Genomic DNA, 17,190 nt, shown 5'->3' on the forward strand with positions numbered 1-17,190 from the left:
GACAATCGGGCGCAATGCTTCCACGCCCTGTCCCATGCGCCTGACCGTTTTCACCGACTACTCCCTGCGCGTGCTGCTGGTGCTGGCCTCCCGCACCGATGCGCTGGTGACCATCGCCGACATCACCGAGGCCTTCGGCATCTCGCAGGCCCACCTGATGAAGGTGACCCAGGCGCTGGGCAAGACCGGCTGGGTGGACACGGTGCGCGGCCGCAATGGCGGCATGCGCCTGGCGGCCGACCCGCGCCGGCTCTCGCTCGGCGAGGTCGTGCGCCGGCTGGAGGCAGACTTCGCGCTGGTCGAGTGCCTGGGTGAGGACAACCACTGCGTGCTGACCGGCGGCTGCGGCCTGGAGGTGGCCCTGCGGCAGGCCACCGAGGTCTTCCTGCGCGAGCTCGACCGCTACTCGATCGCCGACCTGGTCAACACCAGCCCCGCGCTGGCGCAGCTGGCACTGTGGCAACCCATCACCTGGAACACGCTGCCCGGCAGCGACAACAGCCGCACGGGCCAACGGCCGAACTGAGCCCGGCCGTCAGGAAGCAGGCTCGCTCCCACCCGCTGCAGCGCTGCTGCCGTCCTCGAAAGCCTGGCGCGATTCGAGGATGCCCTGGCGGTGCTCCTCGGCCCACAGCCACACGCCGCAGAAGGCCGCGCCCAGGCTCTGGCCGCGCTCGGTCAGTTCGTACTCCACGCGCGGCGGCACCACGGCGAACACGGTGCGCACCACCAGGCCATCGGCCTCCATCTGGCGCAGGGTCTTGGTCAGCATCTTCTGGCTGATCTCGCCCACCAGTTCGCCCACGCGGGTGAAGCGCAGGCGCCCGTGCTCGGCCAGCACCTCCAGCGCCAGCATGGTCCATTTGTCGGCCACGCGGCCGATGATCTCGCGCACCAGCCGGTCGAGCTCCGGGTCGGTAGGGCCCGGCGGGTGCTTGTGCAGTGGATGGCGGTGGGCGTAGTTGGTGTCAGGCAGGGTCATGGCGGTTTCCGCGCGGTAAGTGAGGCACTTTCAAGTGCCTACTTCCCATGGGCTCGGGCCGATCATACGATCCGGCCCACCGCGAAAAGCCAATGGCCATACATGCTGTTGGGCTGGCCGCTCCACCGCAGGAGACGACGATGAAGCCCCCTTTCCCAGACGCCGCAGGCACCCCATCCCCATGCCTGGCCGGCATTGAACTCAACCGCCGCGACATGGTGGTCGGCAGCGCGGCGGCCGCGCTGGCCGCCGGCATCGCCCCCGATGCCACCGCCGCGCCGGCCCTGCCCGCCTCGGCCCCGGCCTACGAGCTGCCTATCCGCCTGCAGGTCAACGGCCAGCCGGTCACCCTGGTGGTCGATGCGCGCACCTCGCTGCTCGACACGCTGCGCGAGCACCTGGCCCTCACGGGCGCCAAGAAGGGCTGCGACCACGGCCAGTGCGGCGCCTGCACGGTGCACCTCGATGGCCAGCGTGTGGCCTCGTGCCTCACCCTGGCGGCGCAGGCCGACCGGCGCGCGGTGACCACCATCGAGGGCATCGAGGGCCCCGGCGGCGCACTGCACCCCATGCAGCAGGCCTTCATCGACCACGATGCGCTGCAGTGCGGCTACTGCACGCCGGGCCAGATCATGGCGGCCATCGCCTGCGTGCGCGAAGGGCACGCCAAGACGCCCGAGCAGATCCGCGAGTACATGAGCGGCAACCTGTGCCGCTGCGGCGCCTATGTGGGCATCGTGGGCGCCATCCAGCAGGCGGCCCCCCTGGTGCGGAGGTTCTGAGCATGCGCCCCTTCGCCTACTCCCGCGCCGCCACGGCGGCCGATGCCGTGCGCGCCATGGCCGCAGCCCCCGAGGGCACGCGCTTCCTGGCCGGCGGCACCACGCTGTACGACCTGATGAAGCTGGACGTGATGGCGCCGCCCGCCGTGATCGACATCACCGGTGTGCGCGAGCTCTCGGCCATCCACACCACGGGCGCCGAGCTGCGCTTCGGCGCGCTCGCGCCCATGGCCCGGGTGGCCGCCGATCCGCGCGTCATGGTGCTCTACCCGGCGCTGGCCGAATCGCTGTGGAAGGCCGCCTCGCAGCAGCTGCGCAACATGGCCAGCGTGGGCGGCAACCTGCTGCAGCGCACGCGCTGCGCGTACTTTCGCGGCGGCGAGGCCTACCCCTGCAACAAGCGCCAGCCCGGCAGCGGCTGCGCCGCCATCGACGGCGCCGACCGCGGCCAGGCCCTGCTGGGCGCCAGCGACGCCTGCAATGCCGTCTACCCCGGCGACTGGGCGATTGCGCTCACGGCCTTCGACGCCGTGGTGGACACCATCAGCCCGCGCGGCATGCGCAGCATTCCCATCGAGGCGCTGCACCGCGAGCCGGGCAGCACGCCGCACATCGAGACCACGCTGGCCCCCGACGAGCTGGTCACGCGCATCCGCGTGCCGGCCTCGCCACTGGGTCGCGCCTCCACGTACCACAAGGTCCGCGACCGCGAGTCCTATGCCTTCGCACTGGCATCGGCCGCCGTGGCGCTGCAGATCGAGGGCGGCGTCGTGCGCGCCGCACGCATTGCGCTGGGCGGCGTGGCCACCCGGCCCTGGCGCGCGCGCCAGGCCGAAGATTCGCTGCTCGGCCAGCCGCTCACGCGCGAGAGCGCGCTGCGCGCCGGCTCCATCGCCTTCGCGGATGCGCGGGCCGGGCAGCACAGCGGCTTTCGCATCGAGCTCGGCCGCCAGACGGTGGCCGACGCACTCTTCATCGCCAGGGAACGGGCAGGCACGGCATGACCACGACGACAACACAGACCCCCAGGGAATTCCCCGACACCGCGCGCGTGGATGCCTATGACAAGGTGCGCGGCGCCACGCGCTACGGCACGGACCAGAACCTGCCCGGCATGGCCTACGCCATGCTCGCGGTGGCGCGCATCGGCCGCGGCACCGTGCGCTCCATCGACCGCAGCGCGGCCCAGGCCGTGCCCGGCGTGCGCCTCATCCTCACGCACGAGGACGTGCAGGGCCTGGCCTCGGCCGGCTTCATCCTGGGCGGGGGCTATGGCGTGCAGAGCCTGCAGCCGCTGGCCGGCACGGCCATAGCCTACAGCGGCCAGCCCATCGCCATCGTGGTGGCCGATACGCTGGAGGCGGCCACCGAGGCCGCCGCGCAGGTGCGCGCCACATACGACGAAGCGCCGTTCACCGTGGATTTCGCCGCACCCGGCAACCGAGCCCTCCCACAGGCCGACCTGCCGCTGCCCAAGCCGGCCTTTGCCGACAAGCTGCGCGGCGACGCGGATGCGGCTTATGCCGCAGCCCCCGTGCGCATCGAGGCGCAGTACCGCGGCCCCGCCCAGCATGCCAACCCCATCGAGCTGCTGGGCACGGTGGCGCACTGGCAGGGCGATGCGCTCACGGTCTACGAATCCACGCAGAACAGCGGTGCGCTGCGCCACGGCCTGGCGCGGCAGTTGGCCGTGGCGCCCGAGCAGGTGCGTGTGGTCTCGCCCTCGGTCGGCGGCGGCTTCGGCCAGAAGAATTCGCTGCAGGGCCACACGGTGCTGGTGGCGCTGGCGGCGCGCCGGCTGGGCCGCCCGGTCAAACTGGGGGTGACGCGCGGGCAGGTGTTCCATGCCTCGGGCTTTCGGCCCGCCAGCACGCACCGGCTGCAGCTCGGGGCCGATGCCGCAGGCCGGCTGCAGGCCATCACGCACGAGGTGCAGCAGCAGACTTCGCAGCACGATTTGTTCCCTTCGTCGTGCACCGAGATCTCGGCCAGCATGTATGCCTGTGCAAATTTTCGCGGGCGCGAGAGCTTGGTGCGCACCGACACCCACACGCCGGGCTTCATGCGCGGGCCGTGGGAGCACTTCACCTGCTTCGCGCTCGAAAGCGCCATGGACGAACTGGCCCATGCGCTGGGCCAGGACCCCGTGGCGCTGCGCCTGGCCAACGACACGCAGGTCGACCCGCAGTCGGGCAAACCCTTCTCCTCGCGCCACCTGGCGCAGTGCCTCACGCGCGGCGCCGATCGCTTTGGCTGGGCACGCCGCAGCCCGGCACCCGGCTCCATGCAGGCGGCCGATGGCACGCTGATCGGCTGGGGCGTGGCCGCCGGGGCCTACAAGGCGGCCACGGCGCCAGCTATCGCGCGGCTGCGCGTGTCGGACAACGGCCGGGTGCGCATCGACATCGGCGGGCACGAGATGGGCCAGGGCATCCGCACGGCCGTGGCCAACACGGTGGCCGGCGTGATGCAGGTGCCTGTGCGCCAGGTCAGCGTGGTGCTGGGCGACACGCGCAGCGTGCCCCAGCACCTGACCGCCGGCTCCTGGGGCACGGCCACGGCCCTGCCGGCAGCGCTCCAGGCGGCCGAGCAGGCCATGGCAGAGCTGGCGGCGCTCAACCCCTCGCGGCGCGCCCGCACGCCGGCGCAGATCCTGAAGGCCGCGCGCACACCCTTCATCGAGGTGGAAAGCCGCCACCGCGCTCCGGGCCAGCCCGAGCAGATCTATGCGCGGCTGGCCCAGGGCCTGCCTTCGGCGGCCGGCCCGCACTACCCGGAGTTCGCGGCCTTCAGCTACATCGCGCATTTCGTGGAGGTGCGCATCGAGCCCCACACGCGCCGGGTGCGCGTGCCGCGCGTGGTGAGCGTGGCCGACTGCGGCCGCGTGGCCAGCCCGCGCACTGCGCGCAGCCAGGTGCAGGGTGGCGTGGTCTGGGGCATCGGCGCCGCGCTGCGCGAGGTCAGCGAGGTGGACCCGCGCTACGGCGGCTTTCTCAACGCCAACCTGGCCGAGTACGTGCTGCCGGTGAACCTCGATATCGGCAGCATCGAAGCCGACTTCATCGACGAGCCCGACCCGCGCATCAACCACCTGGGCGTGAAGGGCCTGGGCGAGGTGGTCATGACGGGCGTGGCACCGGCGATCGCCAACGCCATCTTCCATGCCACGGGCAAGCGCCTGCGCGACCTGCCGATCCGGCTGGAGCACCTACTCTGACCGGTCTCAGTCCAGGGTGATGTTGTTGCCCTTGATGACGTTGACCCAGCGCTTGCCGTCCACCTGCAGCACGCTGGCAAAGGCCTCGGGCGTGCCGCCGATGGGCACCAGGCCCATGCTGCCCAGGTACTTCCTGTACTCGTCCGACGCCACGATCTTCTGCGACGCGGCCGCCACCAGGTCGATGGCGGCCTGCGGCGTGCCCTTCAGGGCGAAGATGCCGTGCCAGGAATCGCCCTCGAAGCCCGGAAAGGTCTCCGCCACAGTGGGCACCTGGGGCAGCGATTCGAGGCGCTGGCGGCTCGACACGGCCAGCGCCCGCACCCGGCCCGTGCGGATGAACTGCAGCACGTCGGCAATCGGGCTGAAGGCCGTGTCCACCGTGCCGCCCACGATGTCGTTGAGCCCGCCGTCCTTGTAGGGCACATGGTTCATCGAGACGTTGGCGCTGTTGGCGAAATGCGCCATGGACACGTGCGGCGCGGTCGCCACGCCGTAGGAGGCATAGCTCACCTTGCCCGGCTTGTCCTTCGCCTCCTTGATCAGGTCCGGCAGGGTCTTGAACGGCGAGCTGTTGGCCACCGTGATCACCAGCGGGATCGACAGGGTCTGGATCACCGGCACCAGGTCGCCCACCTGGTAGGGCAGCTTCTTGTAGACGTAGGGGTTGATCGAGATCGTGCCGCTGGCGGTATAGAGGAAGGTGTAGCCGTCGGCCGGCGCTGCGGCGAACTGCTGCGTGCCCACGATGGTGCTGGCGCCCGGCCTGTTGTCGACGATGACGCCCTGGCCCACGGCCTTGGCCAGCCGCTCGGCCCAGAAGCGGGCCATCACGTCGGGCGCCGTGCCGGCCGGGAAGGGCACGATCACCTTGATGGTGCGGCTCGGGTACTTGTCTTGCGCCAGGGCCGGTGCGGCCAGGCAGGGCGCCAGCGCGAGCAGCGCCAGGCCCATGAGGCGGCGGCGGGGGGATGGCTGGGTGGTTCTCGTTGTCATGCTTGTCTCCTGTGGAATGGTGGTTCGTTACGGCAATGGCATGGGTTCGGGCCGCCGCCCCTCGTATGCCATCTGCAGCAGGTGGCGCACGGCCCCCTTCTCCAGCGGGCGGGGGTTGGGGTACTGCTGGGTCAGGGCCAGGTCGCAGACGGTGTCCAGGTCGGCCTCGCGCAGGCCCAGGTCGCGCAGGGCCACGGGCGCGCCCGCGGCATGCGCCAGGTCGAACAGCGCACCGGCCACATCGCCCGGTTCCACGCCGCCCAGGGCGCGGGCGATGCGCCTGGCGGCAGCCGGCACATGGCGGAGGTTGAAGGCCAGTGCATGGGGCAGCACCACGGTGTGGGTCTCGGCATGCGGCAGGTTGAAGCTGCCGCCCAGCGTGTGGCACAGCTTGTGGTGCAGGGCCACACTGACGTTGCCCAGCACGCTGCCGCAGAGCCAGGCGCCGTACAGGGCATCGCCGCGTGCCTGCACGTCGCCGCCGTCCCGGTGCAGGGCCGGCAGTGCCTGGGCCAGGGCGCGGATGCCCTCCTCGGCCATCAGGTCCATGACGGGGTTGCCGTCCTGTGCATACAGCCCCTCCACCGCATGCGCGATGGCATTGATGCCGCTGGTGATGCTCAGCGGCACGGGCAGCGACAGCGTGAGCTCGGGGTCGTAGATCACCGTGCGCGGCATCACGCGGGCGTCGCGGCCCGTGGTCTTGAGGCCGGCTTCGGTGATGCCGTAGATCGGCGTCATCTCGCTGCCCGCATAGGTCGTCGGTATGGCCAGGATGGGCAGGCCCGCGTCGAGCGCGATGGCCTTGCCCAGGCCGATGGTGGAGCCGCCGCCAATGGCGACCGCGCAGTCCGCCCCCAGCCGGCGTGCCTCGTCGCGTGCGGCACGCGCAGCCTCGATGGGCACGTGCATCTCGGCCCGGGCGAAGACGCCGGCCGCGCGCGCACCCAGGCGGTCGGCCACCTGCTGCGCCTGGCCCACCTGGCCGGGCGTGCACAGCACGAGGGCGCGCCGCGCGCCCAGCAGGTCGATCTCGCGTTCGAGGTGGGCCAGCGACCCGGCGCCGAACACGGTGCGCGGGGACTGGTGGCGGTGGATGAAGTCGTGCATGGGGTTCTTCTCCAGCGGCGGATTCATGCCGGGGTGACCGGGTAGTCCACCTGGTAGCGCGCGGTGCGCATCGCGCCCAGCTCCGCCCGCACGCGCAGGTGCTCGGGGTGCTCGGCATACGCGGCCAGGGCCTCGGGCGAATCGAACTCGCTGTAGAGCACCACGTCGCAGGCGTACGAGGTACGGCTCACGTCCACGCCGATCTCCAGGTGCCGCATCCCGGGGATGCGGCCCTTGAGGCTGTCGAAGCTGGTGCACAGGCGCTCGATGTTGCGTTGCCGCTCGGCAGGCGTGTCGCCCTGCACGTTCCACATCACGATGTGGCGGATGGTTTGCGGGTAGGTGCTCATGCAGGGAACCCCGTCTTCTGGGGCCAGAGGTTGATGAAGGCGTGGACGGTGGTGCCGGCGTACAGGCCCGCCTGGGTGAATGGCTCGTTCGCCAGCCAGGCGAGCGCCGCTTCACGGGATTCGAAGTCGATGACCAGCAGGCTGCCGAGCATGGTGCTGCCGTCGTCGTGCACCAGGGGCCCGGCGAACGCGATGCGCTGCTGCACCAAACCCAGATAGGCCTAGTGCTGCGGGCGCACAGCCTGGCGCAGGTCGCCGGCATCCGGCCGGTCGAGCAGGAGAAAGCTGAACAGCATTGGCCTCACCCCGCCTTCGCCGGGTTGAGCACGAAGTCGTACGCGAGCAGGTAGCTGCCATCGGGCTGCTGCGTCCAGTCGCAGACCAGCGACTGGCGCACGCCGAACACCGCGTCGGAGTCGAGGTAGTCGCTGTCCTGCCGGAAGACATGGGTGATCAGCGTCTCGTAGCCCGGCGCCTTCACCATGAAATGCAGGTGCGCCGGGCGCCAGGGGTGGCGGCCCGTGGCCTGCAGCATGGCGCCCACCGGGCCGTCGTGCGGAATGGCGTAGGGCACGGCGACGATGGAGCGGAAGTGGTAGCGGCCCTCGGCGTCGGCACGCAGCTGCCCGCGCGCCTGCGCCTGTTCCAGCGCCTCGTGCTGCACGTCGTACAGGCCGTCGTCGTCGGACTGCCAGACATCGAGCGTGGCGCCCGGGATGGCTTCGCCCTCTGTGCCGCGCACCGTGCCGCGCACCTGGCAGGGCGTGCCCTTGGCACCGTTGGCAATGTCGGCGCCCAGCTCGTAGGTCGGCGCGTCCTTCACGTAGAAGGGGCCGAACACCGTGGCCTCGGTGCAGCCCTCGGGCTTGTGGTTGTTCATGGCCACGGTGAGCATGGACAGGCCCAGCACGTCCGACAGCAGGATGAATTCCTGGCGCTTGTCGTCGGTGATGTGGCCGCAGCGGGTGAGGAATTCGATGCCCTTGAACCACTCGTCCTCGGTCAATTCCACCTCGCGGGCGAAGGCATGCAGGTGCTGCACCAGGCTGATGAGCACCTGCTTGAGGCGGGGGTCGGCCGTGCCGGCAAAGCTGGCGATGACCGCCTGGGTGATGTTGTCCTGGTCGAGGTTGCGCATGGTTGTTGTCTCCGCCTTGCCGTGTTCGTGGGGTCTGGATGCGAACTTTATGATTTCCACAAAAGAACATAAACAGGTCAAAATGGAATGAAGATTTCCGTTAAATGAAAATATGGACCGCCTTACCGAGCTGGAGTTGTTCATCAAGGTCGCCGAGGTGGGCAGCATGGGCGGCGCGGCCGAGGCGCTGGGGCTGTCCAACCCCGCCGCCAGCCGCCACCTGGCGTCGCTCGAAGGCCGGCTCAAGGCGCGGCTGGTGGAGCGCAACACCCGGCGCCTGTACCTGACGAGCGAGGGCCAGGAGTTCTACGAGCGCGCGCGCACCGTGCTGGCCGAGCTGCTGGACGCGGAGACGGCCATCAACTCCAGCACGCTCAAGCCCTCGGGCGTGCTGCGCGTCAGCGCCTCGCTGTCGTTCTCGATGCAGCTGATCGCGCCGCGCCTGGCGCAGTACCACCGCCAGTACCCGCAGGTGCGCGTGCACATCGAGGCCGCCAACCGCTACCTGGACATGATCGAGAACGGCATCGACGTGGCGATCCGCAACCGCGAGTTCGAGCCCGACAGCAGCATCACCATCCGCAAGCTGGCCTCCACGCGCCGGGTGCTGTGCGCATCGCCGGCCTACCTGGCATCGCGCGGCATGCCGAAGTCGCCGGATGAATTGGCCGCGCACGACTTTTTGATCTACGTGTACGCCAACCACGCGCACGAGCTGCGGCTGGCCCGCGGCGCGGACAGCTGTGTGGTGCCGATCCAGGGCCTGCTCGAATCGAACGACGGCCAGGTGCTGCGCGCCGCTGCGCTCAGCGGCCTGGGAATCCTGGTGCAGCCGAGCTACATCGTCTACGACGACATCGTGGCCGGGCGGCTGGTGCCGGTGCTCAACGACTGGGACCTGCCGCGCATCCAGATCAACATCGCCTACCCGAGCCGCAAACACCTCTCGGCCAAGGTGCGCTCCTTCATCGACTTCATGGCCGACGAGTTCGAGAAGAACGGCTACGAACGCAAGTGGACCAGCTACATGGGGCTGCGCTAAGACCTGTCACGCCCGGTTGCCGAACTGGCCGTGCACCCACTCGCGCAGCACGCGCGTGGCCGGCCGGTCGGCCGCGCGCGGGCTGTAGACCAGGTCGTAGCGGTAGCTGTCCACCGCGAGCTCGAAGGGCTGCACCAGCACGCCCGAGCGCAGCTCGTCGGCCACCAGCGTCAGGCTGAGCAGGCCCACACCCTGGCCCGCCACGGTGGCCTGCACGGCATGCATCTCTTCGGTGAAGGAGAGCCCAGCATCCGGGGGCGCGTCGCCGCCCAGGCCGGCGCGCGCCAGCCAGGTGCGCCACACCGGCGCCAGGGACTCGTCGCGTGGCGCCTGGCCCCACTCGAAGTGGATCAGCGGCACGGCGCCCAGGTCGCGCCGTGCAGCCGCCGCCAGGGCCGGTGTGCACACGGGCGCGAAGCGGTCCTGGAACAGCGGCTCCACCACCAAGCCGGCATAGCGCCCGCTGCCGTAGCGGATGGCGGCATCGGCCTCGGTATCGAGGTCCACCACGCGGTGGCTGGCATCCAGGCGCAGGCTCCAGCCCGGGTGCTGTGCGCTGAACGAGCCGACCCGTGGCGCCAGCACCTTGGCCATGAAGGCCACGGTCGATGACAGCGTGGCCGCCTGCGCCTGGCCCTGCGTGCGGCGCACGCGCTCGACCGCGCGCTCGAAGCTGTCCAGCCCATCGCGCAGCACGGGGAACAGCTGGTGCCCCGCCGCCGTCAGCGCCACCTGGCGCGTGCCGCGCTCGAACAGGCGCACGGCCAGGTGCTCCTCCAGCAGCCTGATCTGGTGGCTCACGGCCGTGGGGGTGACATGCAGCTCGTCGGCCGCGTCCTTGAAGCTCAGCCGCCGCGCGGCGGCCTCGAACACCCGCATGGCACCCAAGGGGGGAAGTCTGCGCATCTCGACAGTTTAGTTTGATTCATCTGTCGCCTGAAAAATCGACCTTTGTCGGGTGCCATTCATTTGGGGAAACTGGCGGCACGTCATTGCCTTCGCGCGTCACATGACCCAACCCCTTTCATCCATCAAGGAGCCACCATGCCTCTCACGCAAGTCCATACCCAGCCCGATCCCTATGCCCCCTTCCTGCTGTCCCAGGCCATTGCGCTGGGCAACCTGGTCTTCGTCTCGGGCCAGGCGGCCATCGGCGACGATGGCGCCATCGTCGGCAAGGGCGACTTCGATGCCCAGGCCGAACAGGCCTTCAAGAACCTCGACCGCGTGCTGCGGGCCGCCGGCTCGGACCTGCGCCACGTGGCCAAGGTCACGATCTTCCTGACCTCCATGGCGCACTTCCCGAAGATCGTGGAGCTGCGCCGCCAATGGTTCAGCGCGCCCTACCCGGCCGACACCATCGTCGAGGTCTCGGGCCTGTACTCGCCCGACGCGATGATCGAGATCGAGGCCATCGCCACCATCCCCGGGGTGCGCGAATGAGGCCCCTGCTGTCGCCCACCCGCATCGGCGGCCTCGCCCTGCCCAACCGGCTGGTCGTCGCGCCCATGACGCGCGTGAGCGCCACGGCCGAAGGCCAGGCCACTGAGCGCATGGCACGCTACTACGCGCGCTTTGCAGAGGGTGGCTTCGGCCTGGTGGTCACCGAGGGCATCTACACCGACCAGGCCTACGCCCAGGGCTATGCCCACCAGCCGGGCCTGAGCGACCGGGCCCAGGCCCTGGCCTGGCGCCCCGTGGTGCAGGCCATCCACGCCGCAGGCGGGCGCGTGTTCGCGCAACTCATGCATGCGGGCGCGCTGTCGCAGTTCAACCGCTTTCGCGGTCACACGGCAGGGCCTTCGGCCGTGCGCCCGCTGGGGCAGCAGATGGCGCTGTACCGCGGCGAAGGCCTCTACCCGCTGCCCGTGGCGATGAGCGAGGCCGAGATCGGCGAGGCCATCGCCGGCTTTCGCCGGGCGGCACGGCTGGCCGTGGAGGTGGCCGGCTTCGACGGCGTGGAGGTCCATGGCGCCAATGGCTACCTGCTCGACCAGTTCCTCACGGGCCACACCAACAGCCGCGGCGATGGCTGGGGCGGCCCCATCGGCCAGCGCGTGCGGCTGGCCTGCGAGGTGGTGCAGGGTGTGAGGCAGGAGCTGGGCAACGCAGTGCCGATCGGGGTGCGCATCTCGCAGGGCAAGGTCAACGACTTCATGCACCGTTGGCCCGAGGCCGAGGGCGGCGCGGCCACCGTGTTCAGCGCCCTGGCACAGTCGGGCGCGGACTGCCTGCACGTCACCGAGTTCGAGGCCTGGCGGCCGGCCTTCGCCGATGCCGATGCCAGCCTGGTGCAGCTGGCGCGCCGCCATGCCCCCAGCATCGCCCTCATCGCCAACGGCGGCCTGCACGACCCCGCACGCGCGGCGAACGCGCTGGGCGATGGTGCCGACCTCGTGGCCCTGGGCCGCGGCGCGCTGGCCAACCCCGACTGGCCGCAGCGCCTGCGCGATGGCCTGGCGCCGCGCGCGTTCGATCCGGCCCTGCTGTCACCGCTGGGCGACCTCAAGGCGGTGGAGTTCGAGACCGCAGGCGCAACCGGGTGATCTGATGGGCTGCGCCGCCCTATTCGGCCTTCACCCCGGCGGCCTTGACCACCGATTCCCAGCGGGCCTTTTCCCTCGTGATCAGGGCACCGAACGCCTGGGCCGTGGTCGGTGTCGGCTCGGCCCCTTCGCTGCCCAGGCGCTGGGCCACGGCCGGCACCCTCAGGGCGTCGTTGGTGCGCGCGTTGAGCCGCTGCACCACATCGGCCGGCGTGCGCGCGGGAGCGACCAGGCCGTACCACTGGTCGGCCTCGAAGCCCTGTGCGCCTGGCACACCGGAGTGCCCGACCGTGGGAACCTCGGGCAGCTGCACCAAGCGCTGGCGGCCCGACACAGCCAGCGGCCGGATCTTGCCGGCCTTGATGTGCGGCAGCAGCGCCGGCACGCCGGTGAACAGCAGTTGCACCTGGCCCGCGAGCAGGTCGTTCACCGAAGGTGCCGTGCCCTTGTAGGGCACATGCAAGGCTTTCAGCCCCGTCTGCAGCTTGAGCAGCTCCATCGCCAGGTGGGCCGCGCTGCCATTGCCGCCCGACCCGTAGGCCAGACGGTCCGGGTGCGATTGCGAGTACGCCACCAGCTCGGCCAGGCTTCCAGCCGGCACCGAGGGATGGAGCACCAGCACATTGGGCACCCGGGCCACCAGGGCCACGGGCGCAAACGCCTTGAGCGGATCGAAGTCGAGCTGCGGGTACAGCCAGGGGTTGACCGCCAGCGTGCCGGTGTGGCCCATGAAGAGGGTGTGGCCGTCGGGTGGCGAACGCAGGGCCCGCTCGGAGCCCAGGGTTCCACCCGCGCCGGGCACGTTCTCGACGATGACCGGCTGGCCCAGCGACTGCCCCAGTTCCAGCCCCACGGCCCGCGCCAGGATGTCGCTGGAGCCCCCGGGCGTGAAGGGCACGATGATGCGCACGGGCCGCGATGGGAAATCGGCCGCTGCCTGCGCCGGCCGCGCCCCGGCAAACAAGGGCAGGCCGAGCAGGGGCAGGAATCGGCGCCGAGGCCAGAGGGCCGCCATGGGATCAATCCGGCTTGATGCCGGTTTCCTTGACCAGCTTTTCATAGCGCTGGCGTTCGGAGCGCACCAGCGCGGCAAACTGGGCGCTGCTGCCGGGCGTGACCTCGCTGCCCACGCCGGTCATGCGCGCCTTGACCTCGGGTTGATCGAGGGCCTTCTGCACTTCGGCATGCAGTCTGTCGGTGATGGCCTTGGGCGTTCCCGCGGGCGCGACCAGGCCGTACCAGACCGAGGCCTCGAAGCCGGGATAGCCGGATTCGGCGATGGTCGGTACGTCCGGGAAGATGCTGGTGCGGTTGGCGCTCAGCGCGGCCAGCACCTTGAGCTTGCCGCTCTTCACGTGCGGCAGGGCCTCCAGCGCGTTGACCGCCACCAGCGGCACCTGGCCACCAATGGTGTCGGTGATGGCCGGGCCGCCGCCGCGGTAGGGTACGTGCTGCAAGGAAATGCCGGCCGCCTTGGCGAACAGCTCCACGGCCATGTGCGGCGTGGCGCCGTTGCCCGGGCTGGCGAACGAGATGCCACCGGGCCTGGCCTTGGCCGCCGCAATGAGCTGTGCCACGGTGTTGTACGGCACCGTGGGGTTGGCGGCAATGACGACGGGCACCCGGCCCACCTGCGAGATCAGCACCAGGTCCTTTTCGGCATCGAAGGGCGCGGGCTGGTACAGCGCCATGTTGGCCGCCAGCGCGTTGGCGGCGAGCATCAGCGTGTAGCCATCGGGCGCAGCACCGATCACCGACTTCACCGCGATGTTGGTGCCGGCGCCGGGCTTGTTCTCGACGACGATGGGCTGGCCCATGCTGCTGGATATGGCCTGGCCCACCGTGCGCGCGATGATGTCGACCGCACCGCCCGCCGGGTAGCCCACCACCAGCTTGATGGGCCTGTCGGGGTAGGCCGGCGCCTGGGCCCAGGCGCCGGGCAGCGCCAGCACGGCGAGCAGGGCCAGCACCGATCGGCGTGCGGGGGGAAAGGTAAAGCGCATGAAGTCTCCTGGCGTTGTCGTTGTCGTCCTGTCCTGTCGCGGACCGCGACGGCACCGCTCCATTCTGAACGGCCGTTGCCCGGCCCGCTACGCCAGATGGGACCTAGCAGATAGGCCCGTCTTCAATACCGGCGAGGCCCCGCACCGGGGCCCGTTGGTGGGCACGGTGCAAACACGGCACGGGTCGCCGCAGTACCGTTCAGCCAAAGGTGAAGGCATAGCTGCGCGCGCCCGCTTCCAGAAACTGGATCTCCACGGTGCGGGGCTTCACCGCGCCGCCCTGGCGGATCAGCTGGTAGAGCCGCGTCGCGTCCGCCACCCCGTTGCCTTCGGCGTCCACGTCCGTGCCATGGTGGATGCCGGGGGGCTGGCCGTCCAGCGTCACCCGAAAGCGCACGGGCTGCCCGGTGGCGGCGCCCAGCACGAGGTTGGCGTCGCGGGCCTCGGAGCGCACCGCCAGGCGGCCGCCCGGCTGGTGGGCCTGCACGAACTCGGGGCCCAACGTCCAATTGCCGGCGAGCGACCAGGTGTTGGTCTGCAGCGGTGCAGCGGTGTAGTGCGCCGGCTGGTCGGCCACGACGCTGCCGGCCACGCGCGGACGGCTCCCCTTTTCATACCCCAGGTAGGTCTCGGGGCTGCGCAGCGTGTCCGCATCGGCAGCCAGGCCCAGGCCCCGGGTGTCCGGCCTGGCATCCGGTGGCACGCCGCCGGTGCTGGCGGGGGAGGAGGCACCGGCCTCGCGCAGCAGCTCCTCGATCACGCGCTCGGAGGCCGCGTAGCCGCCTTCGCCGAACTGGTGGTGACGCACCCGGCCTTGCGCATCGACGAAGTACAGCGCCGGCCAGTAGCGGTTGTTGAAGCTGCGCCAGATGCGAAAGTCGTTGTCCTGCACCACGGGGTAGGGGATGCCGAGATCGCGCAAGGCCCGCTGGACATTGCCTTGGTCCTTCTCGAACGCGAACTCCGGGGTGTGCACGCCCACCACCACCAGGCCGCGGTTCGCATACTTGTGCGCCCAGGCCTTGGCGTAGGGCAGCGTGCGCAGGCAATTGACGCAGGAGTAGGTCCAGAAGTTCACCAGCACGACCTTGCCGCGCAGCGCGGCAATGGACTGCGGCGCGGCATTGAGCCACCGGGTGCCGCCATCGAAGCTGGCCCGCGTGGATTCGATGGGCAGGCTGGAGGGGCGCGGCGCGCCATTGCGGTCCAGTGGCAGCTCTGCCGCCTCGGCCCCTGGCATCACGCGCTGCAGCAGGCGGGCTTCGAAACCACCTGCAGCCCCGGGGCCGGTGAGCCGGGCCAGCACGCCGGTGTCCACACCCAGGGCAACCGCGAGCACCGCGGCCAGCATCACGCCGCCCGCGAGGCGGCGGCCGGCGACGCCAGGCAACCAGCGCGCCTTCAGGGCCGCCAGGGGCCGGGCGCCCATCCGCAGCGCGGCCGCGAGGGCAACGGCGGCACCCGCGCCGTAGGACAAGAGCAGCAGCCAGGTGTGCACATCCGGGCCGGCCAGGGCGGCGCTGGAGAGCACCAGGCCCAGCACCGGCCCCGCACACGGCGACCAGACCAGGCCGGTGGCGACGCCCAGCAGCGCGGAGCCCAGCCAGGTGCTTCGGGTCTTGACGCGCAGCAGGCGCTCACCCGCCCGGACCAGCGGGCGGCTCCACCAGCCCGCCACCCCGGGCAACAGCAGAGAGACCGCGAACCAGGCCAGCGAGGCCAGCGCGATCCAGCGCCCGGCCTGGTTCAGGTGCACCGCCCAGGCACCCGCCACCGCACCCAGCGAGGCCACGGACGCGAAGGCGACGACCATGCCGGCGAGCAAGGGCAGGTGGCCCTGCGCAGCGGGCCGGCCATGGCGCGCGAAGACGAAGGGCAGGACCGGCAGGATGCAGGGGCTGAGCAGGGTCAGCATCCCGCCGGCGAACGCGAGGATATAGAGGGTCATGGCAGCAGCTCCAGACGGCTTGGTGGCGGGGGTCAGAGCCGGGTGACGTCGATCACCGCCTGCGCGAAGGCGGCGGGCGCTTCCTGTGGCAGGTTGTGGCCGATGCCGCCGCTCAGGTGGCGGTGCTGGTACCTGCCCGTGAACTTCTTCGCATAGGCGGCCGGGGCCGGATGGGGTGCGCCATTGGCGTCGCCTTCCATCGTGATGGAGGGCACGCCGATGCTGGGCGCTGCCACCAGCTTGTCCTCCAGCGCATCGAAGCGCGACTCGCCGCCCACCAGGCCGATGCGCCAGCGGTAGTTGTGGACCACGATGGCCACATGGTCCGGGTTCTCGAAGGACTGGGCACTGCGCTGGTAGGTTGCCTCATCGAATTGCCACTGCGGTGATGCCTGCTGCCAGATGAAGCGGTTGAACGCGGCCGGGTTGGCGGCGTAGCCATCGCGGCCGCGGTCGGTCGCAAAGTAGGACTGGTACCACCAGGCGAACTCGGCGGCCGGCGGCAGCGGCTTGGCATTGGCCTTGGGGTTGCCGATCAGGTAGCCGCTCACGGAGACCAGGCCGGCGACGCGCTCGGGCCAGATGGCGGCCAGGATGCAGGCCGTGCGCGCACCCCAGTCGAACGCGCCCAGTACGGCCTGGCGGATTCCGAGCGCGTCCATCAGCGCAATGATGTCCTGGGCCACAGCACCCTGCTGGCCATTGCGCACGGCGTCTGCGGACAGGAAGCGGGTGCCACCGTAGCCGCGCAGGTAGGGCACGATCACGCGGTAGCCGGCAGCCGCCAGGCGCGGCGCGACATCGACGAAGGCATGGATGTCATAGGGCCAGCCGTGCAGCAGGAGGGCGACGGGGCCGTTGGCCGGCCCGGCTTCGGCATATTCGACGCGCAGGTCGCCGGCATCGACGGTCTTGAGCCCATCGAAGCGGGTCGCCTCGCCGCTGCCCGCCGCGGCGAGCGCCGGGGCACTGAGCAGGCTGCCGAGGGGGGCGATGGCCAGGCCGAGGGCCGTGCTTCCAAGAAAGCTGCGGCGGCGGGCGAAGGGAGTGTGGGTGGTGTCCATGGTGGGTTCTTT

The 17,190-nt window shown here is 70.6% G+C and carries 18 protein-coding genes; 7 read left to right on the forward strand and 11 right to left on the reverse strand.

Annotated elements, in window-relative coordinates; genetic code table 11:
* The first annotated feature begins 34 nt into the window (after positions 1–34).
* Positions 35–526: an RrF2 family transcriptional regulator gene (locus AC07PF_RS09600; protein ID WP_007855054.1), complete on the forward strand. Its 492-nt coding sequence runs from the start codon at positions 35–37 to the stop codon at positions 524–526.
* A 9-nt stretch (positions 527–535) separates the two neighbouring features.
* On the opposite strand, the gene AC07PF_RS09605 is transcribed toward AC07PF_RS09600, so the two are convergent.
* Positions 536–982 carry a winged helix-turn-helix transcriptional regulator gene (locus AC07PF_RS09605; protein WP_007855052.1) on the reverse strand — a complete coding sequence of 149 codons (447 nt, stop codon included), beginning with the start codon at positions 980–982 and terminating at the stop codon, positions 536–538.
* A gap of 140 nt (positions 983–1,122) precedes the next feature.
* Here AC07PF_RS09605 and AC07PF_RS09610 point away from each other — a divergent pair, with 140 nt between their 5' ends.
* From AC07PF_RS09610 to AC07PF_RS09620, 3 genes are read left to right on the forward strand one after another with little or no spacing between them, the layout of a single operon-like run.
* Positions 1,123–1,764 carry a (2Fe-2S)-binding protein gene (locus AC07PF_RS09610; protein ID WP_007855050.1) on the forward strand — a complete coding sequence of 214 codons (642 nt, stop codon included), beginning with the start codon at positions 1,123–1,125 and terminating at the stop codon, positions 1,762–1,764.
* Positions 1,765–1,766: 2 nt separating this feature from the next.
* Positions 1,767–2,768: an FAD binding domain-containing protein gene (locus AC07PF_RS09615; RefSeq protein WP_494611684.1), complete on the forward strand. Its 1,002-nt coding sequence runs from the start codon at positions 1,767–1,769 to the stop codon at positions 2,766–2,768.
* Complete coding sequence (locus AC07PF_RS09620; RefSeq protein ID WP_494611685.1) at positions 2,765–4,981, forward strand: xanthine dehydrogenase family protein molybdopterin-binding subunit; 2,217 nt, start codon at positions 2,765–2,767, stop codon at positions 4,979–4,981. Before AC07PF_RS09615 ends, AC07PF_RS09620 begins: the two co-directional genes overlap by 4 nt.
* Before the next feature lie 6 nt (positions 4,982–4,987).
* On the opposite strand, the gene AC07PF_RS09625 is transcribed toward AC07PF_RS09620, so the two are convergent.
* The 5 genes from AC07PF_RS09625 to AC07PF_RS09645 all read right to left on the reverse strand — a co-directional run bounded on the left by AC07PF_RS09625 (position 4,988) and on the right by AC07PF_RS09645 (position 8,575).
* Complete coding sequence (locus AC07PF_RS09625; protein ID WP_494605469.1) at positions 4,988–5,977, reverse strand: Bug family tripartite tricarboxylate transporter substrate binding protein; 990 nt, start codon at positions 5,975–5,977, stop codon at positions 4,988–4,990.
* A 27-nt stretch (positions 5,978–6,004) separates the two neighbouring features.
* Positions 6,005–7,114, reverse strand: coding sequence for a maleylacetate reductase (locus AC07PF_RS09630; RefSeq protein WP_494611686.1), 1,110 nt, complete (start codon positions 7,112–7,114; stop codon positions 6,005–6,007).
* Positions 7,111–7,437 (reverse strand): Dabb family protein, encoded by a 327-nt coding sequence (locus AC07PF_RS09635; RefSeq protein ID WP_007855041.1) that lies wholly within the window; start codon positions 7,435–7,437, stop codon positions 7,111–7,113. The genes AC07PF_RS09630 and AC07PF_RS09635 overlap by 4 nt, the downstream gene beginning before the upstream one ends.
* The gene (locus tag AC07PF_RS09640; RefSeq protein WP_494611687.1) at positions 7,434–7,643 is read right to left on the reverse strand and encodes a YciI family protein; all 210 of its coding nucleotides are present in this window, start codon (positions 7,641–7,643) and stop codon (positions 7,434–7,436) included. The genes AC07PF_RS09635 and AC07PF_RS09640 overlap by 4 nt, the downstream gene beginning before the upstream one ends.
* A 95-nt stretch (positions 7,644–7,738) precedes the next feature.
* Complete coding sequence (locus AC07PF_RS09645) at positions 7,739–8,575, reverse strand: intradiol ring-cleavage dioxygenase (RefSeq protein ID WP_494611688.1); 837 nt, start codon at positions 8,573–8,575, stop codon at positions 7,739–7,741.
* A 112-nt stretch (positions 8,576–8,687) separates the two neighbouring features.
* Here AC07PF_RS09645 and AC07PF_RS09650 point away from each other — a divergent pair, with 112 nt between their 5' ends.
* Positions 8,688–9,617 carry a LysR family transcriptional regulator gene (locus tag AC07PF_RS09650; protein WP_494611689.1) on the forward strand — a complete coding sequence of 310 codons (930 nt, stop codon included), beginning with the start codon at positions 8,688–8,690 and terminating at the stop codon, positions 9,615–9,617.
* A gap of 6 nt (positions 9,618–9,623) precedes the next feature.
* Here the strand turns inward: AC07PF_RS09650 and AC07PF_RS09655 are convergent, their stop codons facing one another.
* A complete protein-coding gene (locus AC07PF_RS09655) occupies positions 9,624–10,523 on the reverse strand; it encodes a LysR substrate-binding domain-containing protein (protein WP_494611690.1) in 900 nt (299 codons plus the stop codon).
* Between the two features lie 138 nt (positions 10,524–10,661).
* Between AC07PF_RS09655 and AC07PF_RS09660 the strand changes: the two genes are divergently transcribed.
* The gene (locus AC07PF_RS09660) at positions 10,662–11,060 is read left to right on the forward strand and encodes a RidA family protein (protein WP_494611691.1); all 399 of its coding nucleotides are present in this window, start codon (positions 10,662–10,664) and stop codon (positions 11,058–11,060) included.
* A complete protein-coding gene (locus AC07PF_RS09665) occupies positions 11,057–12,163 on the forward strand; it encodes an oxidoreductase (protein ID WP_494611692.1) in 1,107 nt (368 codons plus the stop codon). Before AC07PF_RS09660 ends, AC07PF_RS09665 begins: the two co-directional genes overlap by 4 nt.
* A 19-nt stretch (positions 12,164–12,182) precedes the next feature.
* Here AC07PF_RS09665 and AC07PF_RS09670 read toward each other — a convergent pair whose 3' ends face one another.
* The 4 genes from AC07PF_RS09670 to AC07PF_RS09685 all read right to left on the reverse strand — a co-directional run bounded on the left by AC07PF_RS09670 (position 12,183) and on the right by AC07PF_RS09685 (position 17,178).
* Positions 12,183–13,178, reverse strand: a complete 996-nt coding sequence (locus tag AC07PF_RS09670; protein WP_494611693.1) for a Bug family tripartite tricarboxylate transporter substrate binding protein — start codon at positions 13,176–13,178, stop codon at positions 12,183–12,185.
* Positions 13,179–13,182: 4 nt separating this feature from the next.
* The gene (locus tag AC07PF_RS09675) at positions 13,183–14,166 is read right to left on the reverse strand and encodes a Bug family tripartite tricarboxylate transporter substrate binding protein (RefSeq protein WP_494611694.1); all 984 of its coding nucleotides are present in this window, start codon (positions 14,164–14,166) and stop codon (positions 13,183–13,185) included.
* Positions 14,167–14,365: 199 nt separating this feature from the next.
* On the reverse strand, positions 14,366–16,114 hold the full coding sequence (locus tag AC07PF_RS09680) for a cytochrome c biogenesis protein DipZ (protein WP_494611695.1): 1,749 nt from the start codon (positions 16,112–16,114) through the stop codon (positions 14,366–14,368).
* Positions 16,115–16,146: 32 nt separating this feature from the next.
* Positions 16,147–17,178: an alpha/beta fold hydrolase gene (locus tag AC07PF_RS09685; protein ID WP_494611696.1), complete on the reverse strand. Its 1,032-nt coding sequence runs from the start codon at positions 17,176–17,178 to the stop codon at positions 16,147–16,149.
* Positions 17,179–17,190: the final 12 nt, after the last annotated feature.

The sequence above is a fragment of the Acidovorax sp. GW821-FHT10A04 genome (genome assembly GCF_059415825.1).

Excerpts from the sequence above, each read along its gene's own strand:
- AC07PF_RS09600 (WP_007855054.1), top strand. The coding sequence starts at position 35 with ATGCGCCTGACCGTTTTCACCGACTACTCCCTGCGCGTGCTGCTGGTG.
- AC07PF_RS09605 (WP_007855052.1), bottom strand. The coding sequence starts at position 982 with ATGACCCTGCCTGACACCAACTACGCCCACCGCCATCCACTGCACAAG.
- AC07PF_RS09610 (WP_007855050.1), top strand. The coding sequence starts at position 1,123 with ATGAAGCCCCCTTTCCCAGACGCCGCAGGCACCCCATCCCCATGCCTG.
- AC07PF_RS09615 (WP_494611684.1), top strand. The coding sequence starts at position 1,767 with ATGCGCCCCTTCGCCTACTCCCGCGCCGCCACGGCGGCCGATGCCGTG.
- AC07PF_RS09620 (WP_494611685.1), top strand. The coding sequence starts at position 2,765 with ATGACCACGACGACAACACAGACCCCCAGGGAATTCCCCGACACCGCG.
- AC07PF_RS09625 (WP_494605469.1), bottom strand. The coding sequence starts at position 5,977 with ATGACAACGAGAACCACCCAGCCATCCCCCCGCCGCCGCCTCATGGGC.
- AC07PF_RS09630 (WP_494611686.1), bottom strand. The coding sequence starts at position 7,114 with ATGAATCCGCCGCTGGAGAAGAACCCCATGCACGACTTCATCCACCGC.
- AC07PF_RS09635 (WP_007855041.1), bottom strand. The coding sequence starts at position 7,437 with ATGAGCACCTACCCGCAAACCATCCGCCACATCGTGATGTGGAACGTG.
- AC07PF_RS09645 (WP_494611688.1), bottom strand. The coding sequence starts at position 8,575 with ATGCGCAACCTCGACCAGGACAACATCACCCAGGCGGTCATCGCCAGC.
- AC07PF_RS09650 (WP_494611689.1), top strand. The coding sequence starts at position 8,688 with ATGGACCGCCTTACCGAGCTGGAGTTGTTCATCAAGGTCGCCGAGGTG.
- AC07PF_RS09655 (WP_494611690.1), bottom strand. The coding sequence starts at position 10,523 with ATGCGCAGACTTCCCCCCTTGGGTGCCATGCGGGTGTTCGAGGCCGCC.
- AC07PF_RS09660 (WP_494611691.1), top strand. The coding sequence starts at position 10,662 with ATGCCTCTCACGCAAGTCCATACCCAGCCCGATCCCTATGCCCCCTTC.
- AC07PF_RS09665 (WP_494611692.1), top strand. The coding sequence starts at position 11,057 with ATGAGGCCCCTGCTGTCGCCCACCCGCATCGGCGGCCTCGCCCTGCCC.
- AC07PF_RS09670 (WP_494611693.1), bottom strand. The coding sequence starts at position 13,178 with ATGGCGGCCCTCTGGCCTCGGCGCCGATTCCTGCCCCTGCTCGGCCTG.
- AC07PF_RS09675 (WP_494611694.1), bottom strand. The coding sequence starts at position 14,166 with ATGCGCTTTACCTTTCCCCCCGCACGCCGATCGGTGCTGGCCCTGCTC.
- AC07PF_RS09680 (WP_494611695.1), bottom strand. The coding sequence starts at position 16,114 with ATGACCCTCTATATCCTCGCGTTCGCCGGCGGGATGCTGACCCTGCTC.
- AC07PF_RS09685 (WP_494611696.1), bottom strand. The coding sequence starts at position 17,178 with ATGGACACCACCCACACTCCCTTCGCCCGCCGCCGCAGCTTTCTTGGA.